Source organism: Pseudomonas sp. FP1740, assembly GCF_030687165.1.
Taxonomy (GTDB): domain Bacteria; phylum Pseudomonadota; class Gammaproteobacteria; order Pseudomonadales; family Pseudomonadaceae; genus Aquipseudomonas.
In genome coordinates this window covers 900,393-912,570 of the sequence record NZ_CP117461.1, presented here as the reverse complement: position 1 = coordinate 912,570, position 12,178 = coordinate 900,393, and the positions used below count along the sequence as shown (strand labels likewise).

Genomic DNA, 12,178 nt, shown 5'->3' with positions numbered 1-12,178 from the left:
GCGATTATAGCCCAACTTCATCGAATAACCGAACCGTTGAGCACATTAGAGGTGGCCAAATGCTGCTTCAGATGGGAACCTTTCAGGGCGTGGAGGCGTCCACTGCCCTGTTACGACCATCGTCAGGGTTTGAAAAATCAGCAAGTTAGCCTGACGAGGCTGCGCTTATGGCTCGATCTCATGCGGTTTCATCGGCATGAAGAGCTGCTTCTCGCGAACGTTGATAATCCCGGCAGCCAGGAATGGCATTGCCACTCGGGACTGCGTTTGCCGACAAAGAAAAAAGGAGTCCGCCTGTGGCTATTCGCTATGGCAAAGGGCTGATAGGAGGTGCGGTTGTCGTCGCCCTCCTGGCCCTGCTGGTCCACTGGATTGGCATCAACACGATCGAACAGTACCGCGACGATTTGTTGTTTTACCTGCAAGCTCATCTGATTCTTGTCCTCGCTTCCATGCTGGCCGCCCTTGTTGTGGGCATCCCCGCCGGTATCTTCCTCAGCCGCCCGACCATGGTTGGCCGCGCCGAACGCTTCATGCAGATCTTCAACATCGGCAACACCGTGCCGCCGCTCGCCGTACTGGCCATCGCCCTGGGCATCCTCGGCATCGGCAGCGGTCCGGCAATCTTCGCTCTGTTCCTGGCTTCGCTGTTGCCGATTGTGCGCAACACCTATGAAGGGCTGAAAAACGTTCAGGGTTCGCTCAAGGAAGCCGCCGTCGGCATCGGCATGACCCCGACTCAGGTGCTGTGCCGGGTCGAATTGCCGAATGCCGTGCCAATCATCATCGGTGGCGTGCGCGTGGCGCTGGCAATCAACGTCGGGACCGCGCCGCTGGCGTTCCTGATTGGCGCCAACAGTCTGGGCAGCCTGATTTTCCCCGGCATCGCCCTGAACAATCAGCCGCAACTGCTGCTCGGCGCGGCCTGCACCGCCCTGCTGGCCTTGCTGCTCGACGGTCTGGTGACACTCGCCAGCCGCCTCTGGCTCGAACGCGGCCTGCGCCCGTCTTAAGCCTCGGCAAAGGAATTCTCATGAAGACATCAAGCTTTTTACTAGGCTGCGTTCTGCTGTTCGCAGGAATCGCCCAAGCCGCTGAAAAACCGCTGATCCGCATCGGCGCCCGGGTGTTCACCGAACAAACCCTGCTGGCGGAAATCACTTCCCAATACCTGCGCACCAGGGGTTACGACACCCAGGTGACCGGCGGCCTGGGCAGCAATCTGGCCCGCAGCGCCCACGAAAGTGGCCAACTGGACATGCTCTGGGAATACACCGGCGTGTCACTGGTGGCTTACAACCATGTCACTGAAAAACTCGACAGCGCGCAGTCCTACCCCCGGGTGAAAGAACTCGACGCGAAAAAAGGCCTGATCTGGTTGACTCCGTCGAAATTCAGCAACACCTACGCCCTGGCCCTGCCGGAAAAAACCGCGAAGGCTTACCCGCAGATAAACACCATCAGCCAGTTGAACGAGGTGTTGCAAGCCGAGGCGAAGACTAATCATCTGGTCGCGCTGGACACCGAATTCGCTAACCGTTCCGACGGTCTGGGCGGCATGGTTGATCTCTATGGCATGAACCTGACCCGCAACAACATTCGCCAAATGGATGCCGGGCTGGTCTACACCGCCCTGCGCAACGGCCAGGTGTTCGCCGGCCTGGTCTACACCACCGACGGTCGCTTGAACGCCTTCAAACTCAAGTTGCTCGAAGACGACAAGCATTACTTCCCCGACTACACCGCCGCGCCGGTGGTGCGCCAGGCCTACCTCGATGCCCACCCGAAACTCGCCGAAGAGCTCAAGCCACTGGCCGAACTGTTCGACGACGCCACCATGCGCCAGCTCAATGCGCGGGTCGATGTCGATCACGAAAGCCCTTCATCCGTTGCCGCCGATTTCCTGCGCCAGCATCCACTGCTGCCTGTTCAATAAGGCAGAGGAGAAAAAGACATGGAATTTCTCAACGCCTTTTCCCATCTCGATTGGCCGCTAGTGCTGCACCTGACCTGGCAGCACATCACCCTGGTTGGCATCGCGGTAACGCTGGCGATTCTGGTCGGCGTGCCGCTGGGCATCCTGATGACCCGCTTCCCGACATTGGCCGGCCCGTTGCAAGCCAGCGCCACGGTTTTGCTGACCGTGCCGTCGATTGCGCTATTCGGCCTGCTGTTGCCGTTCTATTCCAGGTTCGGCCAGGGCCTGGGCCCGATGCCGGCAATCACCGCCGTGTTTCTCTACTCGCTGCTGCCGATCATGCGTAACACCTACCTGGCGCTGACCGGCGTGGAACCCGGCATTCGCGAAGCCGCCCGCGGTATCGGCATGACCTTCGGCCAGCGCCTGCGCATGGTCGAACTGCCCATTGCCGTGCCGGTGATCCTCGCCGGTGTACGCACCGCCGTGGTGATGAACATCGGCGTGATGACCATCGCCGCCACCATCGGCGCCGGTGGCCTCGGTGTACTCATCCTCGCTTCCATCAGCCGCAGCGACATGTCGATGCTGATCGTCGGCGCGGTGCTGGTCAGTCTCCTGGCCATCTTCGCCGACCTGCTTCTGCAACGGCTGCAACGCACGCTGACTCCAAAAGGACTGCTCAAATGATCGAACTTCAAAACCTCAGCAAGACCTTCCAAAGCAACGGCAAAGATGTGAAAGCCGTGGACTCGGTGAGCCTGACCGTCAATGAAGGCGAGATCTGTGTGTTCCTGGGACCATCGGGCTGCGGCAAAAGCACCACGCTGAAGATGATCAATCGCCTGATCAAGCCGACCTCCGGCAAGATCCTGATCAACGGCGAAGACACCACCGACCTCGACGCCGTGACCCTGCGCCGTAACATCGGTTATGTGATCCAGCAGATCGGCCTGTTTCCGAACATGACCATCGAGGAAAACATCACCATCGTTCCGCGCCTGCTCGGCTGGGACAAACAGAAATGCCACGACCGCGCCCGCGAGTTGATGAGCATGATCAAGCTTGAACCCAAGCAATACCTGACTCGCTACCCCCGTGAATTGTCCGGCGGCCAACAACAGCGGATCGGTGTGATTCGTGCGTTGGCGGCAGATGCGCCGCTGTTGTTGATGGACGAACCGTTCGGCGCGGTCGACCCGATCAACCGCGAGATGATCCAGAACGAGTTCTTTGAAATGCAACGGGCACTGAACAAGACCGTGATCATGGTCAGCCACGACATCGACGAAGCCATCAAGCTCGGCGACAAGATCGCGATCTTCCGCGCCGGCAAGTTGTTGCAGATCGACCACCCGGACACCTTGCTCGCGCATCCGGCGGACGATTTTGTCAGCAACTTCGTCGGCCAGGACAGTACGCTCAAACGCTTGCTGCTGGTGAAGGCTGAAGATGCGGCGGACAACGCGCCGTCGGTGAGCCCGGAAACCCCGGTGGCCGAAGCGCTGGAATTGATGGACGAACTGGACCGCCGCTACGTGGTGGTGACCTGCGCCGAGAACAAGGCCTTGGGCTATGTGCGTCGGCGCGACCTGCATCGCCAGACCGGCACCTGCGCGCAATACCGGCGCGAGTTCAACGCCACCGCGGCGTATGACGAACATTTGCGCATCCTGCTGTCGCGTATGTACGAGTTCAACCGCTCGTGGTTGCCGGTGATGGATGCCGAGCGGGTGTTTCTGGGGGAAGTGACTCAGGAATCGATTGCGGAATATTTGAGCTCCGGCAAGTCTCGTGGGGGCAAGACCAGCATTGTTTCGCCAGCGGAAACTGCGTTGACCTGACTTGTATGAGGCTCTAGTGCTTTTGTGGCGAGGGAGCTTGCTCCCGTCCGGCCGCGAAGCAGTCGTGAAGTCAGCCGATGCGATCCTTCTGAAGAACCGCATTGCCTGATTTTGGGGGCGCTACGCGCCCCAGCGGGAGCAAGCTCCCTCGCCACAAAAGCCAAGCAAGCTCCCGTCTAAAATCCTTGTCTTGGGAACATCACACTGTCACGCAGGTCGGTTACATCAGTAGCTGTCAGGGACCGCACGACGGAAGCGTGCAAAAACGCGACATTTTTTGTTGATCTCAAGCCCCTCACGCCCTAAAGTTCGCGCCGAACGTCCATGCTGGAAACGATCCATCCGGCTCAAGTACTGACGACGAGACAGCAAGGCCAAGGGAAGCACCGCCTCCCATGGCCTTTTTGCTTTCGGCGACATGCCTTGGGAAGTAGGCGAACCAAAGTGGGGATACGGAGGGCGTTCATTTGCACCCATTGATAATTTCAGTTTGCCAGTAGGAGTTCCCAGCATGTCGATCAACGTCGAAGACTATTTCGCGCGCGAAACCTTCCAGAAAATGAAGGCCTTCGCCGACAAACAAGAAACCCCGTTCGTGGTGATCGACACCGCGATGATCGCCCAGGCCTATGACGACCTGCGTGCCGGTTTCGAATTCGCCAAGGTCTACTACGCGGTCAAGGCCAACCCGGCCGTGGAAATCATCGACCTGCTCAAAGCTAAAGGCTCGAGCTTCGACATCGCCTCGATCTATGAGCTGGACAAAGTGCTGAGCCGTGGCGTCAGCGCCGACCAGATCAGCTACGGCAACACCATCAAGAAATCCAAAGACATTCGTTACTTCTACGACAAAGGCGTTCGCCTGTACGCCACCGACTCCGAAGCCGACCTGCGCAACATCGCCAAGGCAGCTCCGGGCTCGAAAGTCTACGTGCGTATCCTGACTGAAGGCTCGACCACTGCCGACTGGCCTTTGTCGCGCAAATTCGGCTGCCAGACCGACATGGCCATGGACCTGCTGATCCTGGCTCGTGACCTGGGCCTGGTGCCGTACGGCATTTCGTTCCACGTCGGTTCGCAGCAGCGCGACATCAGCGTCTGGGACGCGGCAATCGCCAAGGTCAAAGTGATCTTTGAACGCCTGAAAGAAGAAGACGGTATCCACCTGAAGCTGATCAACATGGGTGGCGGCTTCCCGGCCAACTACATCACCCGCACCAACAGCCTGGAAACCTACGCGGAAGAAATCATCCGCTTCCTGAAGGAAGACTTCGGCGATGACCTGCCGGAAATCATCCTGGAGCCGGGCCGTTCGCTGATCGCCAACGCCGGCATTCTGGTCAGCGAAGTGGTATTGGTGGCGCGTAAATCCCGTACCGCTGTAGAGCGATGGGTGTACACGGATGTGGGCAAGTTCTCCGGCCTGATCGAAACCATGGACGAAGCCATCAAGTTCCCGATCTGGACCGAGAAGAAAGGCGAGATGGAAGAAGTGGTCATCGCCGGCCCAACCTGCGACAGCGCCGACATCATGTACGAAAACTACAAGTACGGTTTGCCGCTGAACCTGGCGATCGGTGATCGTTTGTACTGGCTGTCGACCGGTGCGTACACCACCAGCTACAGCGCCGTCGAGTTCAATGGCTTCCCGCCGCTGAAGTCGTTCTACGTGTAAGCACTGCACGCAGAAATCAAAAAGCCCATGACGTGTCATGGGCTTTTTTGTGCCTGTGCTGATCGCTCCCACACGGGGCGTGGGAACGATCTATCCTGGCGTCAGCTCCCGAGCACGCTGTTGATACTCGATAGCCAGCCCATGAATTCTTGGATCGGTCGACGTCAATAGCGCCTTGCTTGCCACCCGCAAGAAATTCAAATTCCCGCCATCCAAGGCCTTGCGTAACCAGTCCAACGCCTCGTCGACCTTGCCTTCATCCGCCAACACCGCCGCATAACTGAACTGACCGCGAAAATCCCCTCCTTCAGCCGAGCGTCGATACCAGTCACGGGCAGCATGCGGATCTGCCGGGCAATCGTGCCCCTCTTCCAGATATCGCCCCAGCAGGTTCATCGACTTTGCGTGGCCCAATTCAGCGGCACGCCGATAGAGATTCAGCGCTTGCACCTGATCCTCGACCACCCCGCGCCCGGTAGCCAGCAGATTGGCGTAGTTGTACATCGCCCAATCCAGTCCGGCCTCGGCGGCGAGGCGATAATGCCCCGCGGCGCTCGTGGCGTTGACGGTGCCCCCCCAGCCATGTTCATGACAACGACCGAGCATGTTGCGCGCCATCAAGTGCCCGCGCTGAGCCGCAATCTCGAACCAGCGCAGCGCCAGCGGCTGATCCCGCTCGATACCCCGCCCGTCCAGCAAAATCTGTCCCAGCAAGGCCTGGGCATCCAGCACACCTTCACGGGCGGCGATCAGAATCGCCTGGGCTGCGCGCGCCGGGCTTTCTTCCAGCATGGCCTTGAGGCGATCACCGTCGAGGGCTTCCTCGCGGCGCAATTGATAACTCATACCTCGACCCAGCGACGCAACAGGTTGTGGTAAGTACCGGTCAGGCGGATCAATGAAGGATGGTCGGGCATGCCCTGGGTCAGTTGCTGGATCGCCCCGTCCATCTCGAACAGCAAAGCGCGCTGGCTGTCTTCACGCACCAGGCTTTGCGTCCAGAAAAACGATGCGTAGCGGGTTCCACGCGTGACGGCGTTGACCTTGTGCAGGCTGGTGCCGGGATACAGGACCATATCGCCGGCCGGCAATTTCACGCGCTGAGTGCCGAAGGTGTCCTGGATTTCCAGTTCGCCGCCGTCGTAATCCTCCGGGTCACTGAAAAACAGCGTCGCCGACAGGTCGGTGCGCACCCGCTCGATGCTGCCCTTGGGCTGACGCACGGCATTGTCGATATGGAAGTCGAAACTGCCACCGGCCGTGTAACAGTTCAACAACGGAGGGAAGACCTTGTGCGGTAATGCCGCTGACATGAACTGCGGATTTTTCCACAGCCGTTCGAGCATCGCCGCACCGATTTCCTTGGTCAACGGATGTCCTACAGGCAATTGCAGATTGTGCTTGGCCTTCGCCGACTGATAACCGGCGGTAATTTTGCCATCGGCCCAATCCGCCTGCGCCAGGGCCTTGCGAATACGCTGCACTTCTTCTTTCGCGAACACGCCGGGAATGTGCAACAACATGGAAAGACACCTGAAAGCAAAGGGACGCTAATGGTATTGATTCTTATTACTTATGTAAAACCCAAGAGACGAATGAAACCGCAAAAACCGTAAAGGCAAATTGTAAAGAATGTAAATTCGGCGCGAATAGCAACGTCTCGCAATTGATACAGATACGCATTTACTCTACATTCCGCGACCTCAAATCCTTGGGGAGGGGAATTCACATGTCACGCCAACAACCACAATCAACGGTCAGTTCACCGCGTTTGCTCGCGTCTGCAATTGGCGTGGCAATCACTGCCGGTTCTGCGGGCCACATGGTTTTCGCGGCCGAGAAGACCGACGAAAAAGCACCCGGCAATGCGATATCCCTGGACGCCACCAGCGTTGTAGGCGAGCAGGATGACACCTCCTACAAGACCGATACCTCGGCCTCCAGGAAGTACACCGCGCCACTGCGCGAGACGCCGAAAAGCGTCACCGTGATCCCGCAACAAGTGATTCGCGACACCGGCGCCACCAGCCTGGTCGACGCCCTGCGCACCACCCCGGGCATCACCTTTGGTGCCGGCGAGGGTGGCAACCCGGCCGGTGATCGTCCGATCATTCGCGGCTTCAACGCCGAAAGCGATGTGTTCATCGACGGCATGCGCGACGTGGCGTCCCAGAGCCGCGAGATCTTCAACGTTGAATCGATCGAGGTCAGTAAAGGCCCGGGATCAGCCTTCACCGGCGCCGGTTCCACCGGTGGCAGCCTGAACCTGGTGAGCAAGACCGCCAAACTGGGCAATGCCTACAACGGCGGCTTCACCTGGGGTTCGGACCAGACCAAGCGCACCACCCTCGATCTGAACCAGCAGATGACCGACACCTCGGCGTTCCGGCTGAACCTGATGAAGCACGAAGCCAACGTCGCCGGGCGTGATGCCGTGGACGTCAGTCGCTGGGGCGTGGCACCGTCCTTCGCCTTCGGCCTGGGCACCGACACCCGCTTGATCGTCGGCTACTACCACGTCGAAACCGATGACATGCCCGACTACGGCATCCCGTTGACCTTGAGCCCCAACCGCAGCAAGTACAACGTCGACAAGCCGGCCAACGTCAACCGCGACAACTTCTACGGCCTCACCGGCCGCGACTATCGCCAGACCAGCAACGACAGCGGCACGATCAAGCTCGAGCACGATCTGAACGATAGCCTGACCGTGTCGAACAGCTTCCGCATGTCCCGCTCGACCCTGGACTACATCGTCACCAACCCGGACGACAGCAAGGGCAACGTCGCCAACGGCAGTGCCTACCGTGGCGCGAAGAGCCGTAACTCGACGTCCAGCGGCTGGATCAACCAGACCGACCTGAGCGCCAAATTCAACACCGGCGCCATCGAGCACAGCCTGGTGAGCGGTCTGGAGTTTTCCTATCAGGACACCCACAACCGCCCGTACCTCCTGACCTCCAGCGCCAGCGGCACCCGGTGCAACCGCGCCCTGTTCAACTCCGGCGACTGCACCAGCCTGTACAACCCGACGCCTGGGGATAACTGGAACGGCACGATCACCGACAGCAAAGCCTTCACCGACACCGACACCAAGACCGCCGCGGCTTACGTGTTCGACACCCTGAAGTTCAACGAGCAATGGTCCCTGAACCTGGGCCTGCGTTATGACAACTACCAGGTCGAATCCAGCGGCTTCGCCAACGCCAGCAGCACGGCTCCAGCGGGCAGTTTCTCCCGTCAGAACACCAGCGACCTGGTGAACTACCAGATCGGCGTGGTCTACAACCCGCTGCCAAACGGCAGCCTCTATGCCGCCTACTCGACGTCCAGCAACCCGGCCGGCGAAACCAGCGGCAACGGTGGCCTGGAACTGGCGGCGAACAACAGCAGTCTGGACCCGGAAAAGAACCGCAACTACGAGATCGGCACCAAGTGGGACTTCTTCGGTGACGACCTGTCGCTGACCGCCGCACTGTTCCGCACCGAGAAAACCAACGCGCGTATCAACGATCCGGACGGCGGCACCACCCAAGTGCTGGACGGCGAACAGCAGGTCAATGGCCTGGAACTGACCTACACCGGCAAGCTGACCCGTAACTGGCGAGTCTTCGGCGGCTACACCTACATGGACAGCGAAGTGGTCAAAACCACCCTCGCCGCCGATGAAGGCAACCACATGCCAAGCACCCCACGAAACAACTTCACGTTCTGGTCGACCTACGACCTGGTGCCGGACAAGTTGACCGTCGGTGCCGGTGCGACCTTCGTCGATTCCCAGTTCGGCAACGTCGCCAACTCGGTGGAGATTCCGTCCTATTGGCGTTACGACGCGATGGCCAGCTACCGCCTGACCAAGAACGTCGACCTGCAACTCAACGTACAAAACCTGGCCGACAAGCGTTACTTCGACCAGGTATTCCAGACGCACTACGCCCACGTGGCGCCGGGCCGCACTGCTCTGCTGAGTGCCAACTTCCACTTCTGATAACAGAAGCGTGAAGACCAAAGCGCTCAGGCAAAAGCCCCGTTCATCAAAGTGAACGGGGCTTTTGCGTGTAAAAAAGAATGCTTCTCGACAACTCACGGCATAATGCGCGCCGTGATGATGACTTTTGAACGAACAAGGCGAGCGACGTGTTGAAGAAATCCCTGTTCCAGTTGCACTGGTTTTTCGGCATCAGCGCCGGACTGGTCCTGGCCCTGATGGGCATTACCGGGGCGGCAGTATCGTTTCAGGACGAAATCCTGCAAACGCTGAACCCCTCCGTGCTGCACGTCGAGAAGCAGATCGCCGGCGTGCTGCCACCGGCCGAACTGGTGGAGAAAATCGAAAGCGCTTCGGGCAAGATCGTCTCGATGCTCTGGGTCGAGACCGACAGCGGCAACGCTGCGCGGGTGATCTTCACAGCGCCGCCCGGCGAACGTCGCGGGCAGATGCGTTATTTCGACCCGTACACCGCCGAGTTCATGGGCGACGTCACCGGCCAGGACTTCTTCGGTCTGATGCTGCAACTGCACCGCTTCCTCGCCATGGGTGATACCGGCCGGCAGATCACCGGCGCCTGCACGCTGATTCTGGTGTTCTTCTGTCTGTCCGGCCTGTACCTGCGCTGGCCGCGCCAGTGGAAAAACTGGCGCGCCTGGCTGACGCTGGACTGGAAGAAGAAGGGTCGCAGCTTCAACTGGGACCTGCACTCGGTGGCCGGTACCTGGTGCCTGGCGTTCTACCTTTTGGCGGCACTGACCGGGTTGTCCTGGTCGTACGAGTGGTACAACAAAGGGCTGACCAGGCTGCTTTCCGATTCGCCGCAAAACGAGCGGGTTCGCAGTGGTCGCAGCCCTGCACCAAGCGGCCCGGCCCCCACCGCCGATTACGCCGCGATGTGGAGCAGCATCTACAGCGCCGCCGGCCCTGGTCTTTCGTCCTACAACGTTCGGATGCCGCCCGTGGCCGGGCAACCGGCAACCGTGTTCTACCTGCTGAAGGATTCACCCCACGACCAGGCACGGAACCAGATCACCCTCGATCCGGTGACCGGCGCCGTCAGCCGTCATGACCGCTACAGCGACAAGAGCCTCAAGGCGCAGTTGCTGACCAGTATTTATGCACTGCACGTCGGCAGTTATTTCGGGTTGCTCGGGCGGATCATCCTGACCATCGCCGCGCTGAGCATGCCGCTGTTTTTCGTCACGGGCTGGTTGCTGTACCTGGACCGCCGACGCAAGAAACGTCAGATCAAGGAGGCCCGTAAAGGCCTTGAGCAACCGGGTAGCGACGCACCGGCATGGCTGATCGGCTTCGCCAGCCAGAGCGGGTTTGCCGAACAGCTCGCCTGGCAGACTGCCGGGCAATTGCAGGCCGCCGGATTACCGGTGAAAGTTCAACCGCTGGCCGATGTCAGCGAACAGGACCTGCAAAATTCCAGCAACGCACTGTTTGTGGTCAGCACCTTCGGCGACGGCGAAGCGCCGGACAGCGCCCGCGGTTTCGAACGTAAAGTGCTGGGGCGTGCACCGAGTCTTAAAAGACTGAACTATGCCGTGCTCGGCCTCGGCGACCGCCAGTATCAACACTTCTGCGGCTTCGCCCGTCGCTTGCACACCTGGCTGGGCGAACACGGCGGCAAGACCTTGTTCGCCCCGGTTGAAGTCGACGGTGGCGACCCTTACGCCCTGCGTCACTGGCAACAGCAACTCGGCCTGCTGACGGGTCAGGCGCTAGTCGACACCTGGCAAGCGCCCAGCTACGACAACTGGACCCTGACCCGCCGTGAGCTGATGAACCCGGACAGCAGCGGTGCTCCCGTGTACTTGCTCGGCCTCACCGCTCCCAGCCCCCGCAGTTGGCTGGCCGGTGATCTGGTGGAAGTGCTGCCGCGCAATGGTGCGTGGGCCATCGAGCATTTCCTCGACGGCCTGGGAATTGACGGTCGGGCCACGGTTGAACTCGATGGCCTGTCGCAGTCTCTGGAACAAGCCCTGGCCAGCCGCCAACTGCCCGATAACCTCGCTCATCTGGTCGGCCTGCATGCGCAGGCGCTGGTGAATGCGTTGGTGCCACTGGTCCTGCGCGAATACTCCATCGCCTCGATCGCCGCCGACGGCGTGCTGGAATTAATCGTGCGTCAGGAACGGCACCCAGACGGCAGCCTGGGCATCGGTTCCGGCTGGTTGACCGAACATGTCCCTGTGGGTAACCACATCAGCCTGCGGGTGCGGCGCAACAGTGGTTTCCATCTGCCGAACGAACCGGTGCCGATGATCCTGCTGGGCAACGGCACCGGCCTGGCCGGGCTGCGCAGCTTGCTCAAGGCACGGATTGCCGACGGGCAGCAGCGTCACTGGCTGCTGTTTGGCGAGCGTAATCGGGAACACGATTTTCTGTGCCGTGCCGAGCTGGAAGAATGGTTGATCAACGGTGATCTGGCGCGTCTGGACCTGGCGTTTTCCCGCGATCAGGCCGAGAAATTTTATGTACAGGATCGCCTGCGCGAATCTGCCGGTGAGCTGAAGAAATGGCTGGCCGATGGCGCCGCGATTTACATCTGCGGCAGTTTGCAGGGGATGGCGTCAGGGGTGGACCAAGTGCTTAACGACGTGCTGGGTGCGGATGAAGTCGAGCGCCTGATCGAACAGGGCCGCTACCGCCGCGACGTTTACTGAGAGCATGAAGAAATTAATCCTGACGTTACGTTAAGAACATAGCGTCAGGATTAGCCGAATCACTAAAAACAAAAT

9 protein-coding genes are annotated in these 12,178 nt (G+C 59.9%); 7 read left to right on the top strand and 2 right to left on the bottom strand.

From position 1 onward, the window contains the following. Positions 1–296 precede the first annotated feature (296 nt). The 5 genes from PSH69_RS03935 to PSH69_RS03915 all read left to right on the top strand — a co-directional run bounded on the left by PSH69_RS03935 (position 297) and on the right by PSH69_RS03915 (position 5,437). A complete protein-coding gene (locus PSH69_RS03935; RefSeq protein WP_305411114.1) occupies positions 297–1,013 on the top strand; it encodes an ABC transporter permease in 717 nt (238 codons plus the stop codon). Between the two features lie 20 nt (positions 1,014–1,033). Then, complete coding sequence (locus PSH69_RS03930) at positions 1,034–1,936, top strand: glycine betaine ABC transporter substrate-binding protein (protein WP_305411113.1); 903 nt, start codon at positions 1,034–1,036, stop codon at positions 1,934–1,936. Positions 1,937–1,954: 18 nt separating this feature from the next. Then, a complete protein-coding gene (locus tag PSH69_RS03925; protein ID WP_305411112.1) occupies positions 1,955–2,608 on the top strand; it encodes an ABC transporter permease in 654 nt (217 codons plus the stop codon). Next, complete coding sequence (locus PSH69_RS03920; protein WP_305411111.1) at positions 2,605–3,762, top strand: betaine/proline/choline family ABC transporter ATP-binding protein; 1,158 nt, start codon at positions 2,605–2,607, stop codon at positions 3,760–3,762. Before PSH69_RS03925 ends, PSH69_RS03920 begins: the two co-directional genes overlap by 4 nt. Before the next feature lie 511 nt (positions 3,763–4,273). Continuing rightward, positions 4,274–5,437 carry a type III PLP-dependent enzyme gene (locus tag PSH69_RS03915; protein WP_253416818.1) on the top strand — a complete coding sequence of 388 codons (1,164 nt, stop codon included), beginning with the start codon at positions 4,274–4,276 and terminating at the stop codon, positions 5,435–5,437. Between the two features lie 90 nt (positions 5,438–5,527). Here the strand turns inward: PSH69_RS03915 and PSH69_RS03910 are convergent, their stop codons facing one another. Continuing rightward, positions 5,528–6,283: a tetratricopeptide repeat protein gene (locus PSH69_RS03910; RefSeq protein ID WP_305411110.1), complete on the bottom strand. Its 756-nt coding sequence runs from the start codon at positions 6,281–6,283 to the stop codon at positions 5,528–5,530. Beyond that, positions 6,280–6,960, bottom strand: a complete 681-nt coding sequence (locus PSH69_RS03905) for a Fe2+-dependent dioxygenase (protein WP_305411109.1) — start codon at positions 6,958–6,960, stop codon at positions 6,280–6,282. Before PSH69_RS03905 ends, PSH69_RS03910 begins: the two co-directional genes overlap by 4 nt. 206 nt (positions 6,961–7,166) lie before the next feature. On the opposite strand from PSH69_RS03905, the gene PSH69_RS03900 reads away from it, so the two are divergent. Continuing rightward, on the top strand, positions 7,167–9,425 hold the full coding sequence (locus tag PSH69_RS03900) for a TonB-dependent siderophore receptor (RefSeq protein ID WP_305411108.1): 2,259 nt from the start codon (positions 7,167–7,169) through the stop codon (positions 9,423–9,425). A gap of 149 nt (positions 9,426–9,574) precedes the next feature. Beyond that, the gene (locus PSH69_RS03895; RefSeq protein ID WP_305411107.1) at positions 9,575–12,103 is read left to right on the top strand and encodes a sulfite reductase flavoprotein subunit alpha; all 2,529 of its coding nucleotides are present in this window, start codon (positions 9,575–9,577) and stop codon (positions 12,101–12,103) included. Positions 12,104–12,178 lie beyond the last annotated feature (75 nt).

Bases quoted from the DNA above. Each gene is read 5' to 3' on its own strand.
- PSH69_RS03930 (WP_305411113.1), top strand. From the start codon at position 1,034: ATGAAGACATCAAGCTTTTTACTAGGCTGCGTTCTGCTGTTCGCAGGA.
- PSH69_RS03925 (WP_305411112.1), top strand. From the start codon at position 1,955: ATGGAATTTCTCAACGCCTTTTCCCATCTCGATTGGCCGCTAGTGCTG.
- PSH69_RS03920 (WP_305411111.1), top strand. From the start codon at position 2,605: ATGATCGAACTTCAAAACCTCAGCAAGACCTTCCAAAGCAACGGCAAA.
- PSH69_RS03915 (WP_253416818.1), top strand. From the start codon at position 4,274: ATGTCGATCAACGTCGAAGACTATTTCGCGCGCGAAACCTTCCAGAAA.
- PSH69_RS03910 (WP_305411110.1), bottom strand. From the start codon at position 6,283: ATGAGTTATCAATTGCGCCGCGAGGAAGCCCTCGACGGTGATCGCCTC.
- PSH69_RS03905 (WP_305411109.1), bottom strand. From the start codon at position 6,960: ATGTTGTTGCACATTCCCGGCGTGTTCGCGAAAGAAGAAGTGCAGCGT.
- PSH69_RS03900 (WP_305411108.1), top strand. From the start codon at position 7,167: ATGTCACGCCAACAACCACAATCAACGGTCAGTTCACCGCGTTTGCTC.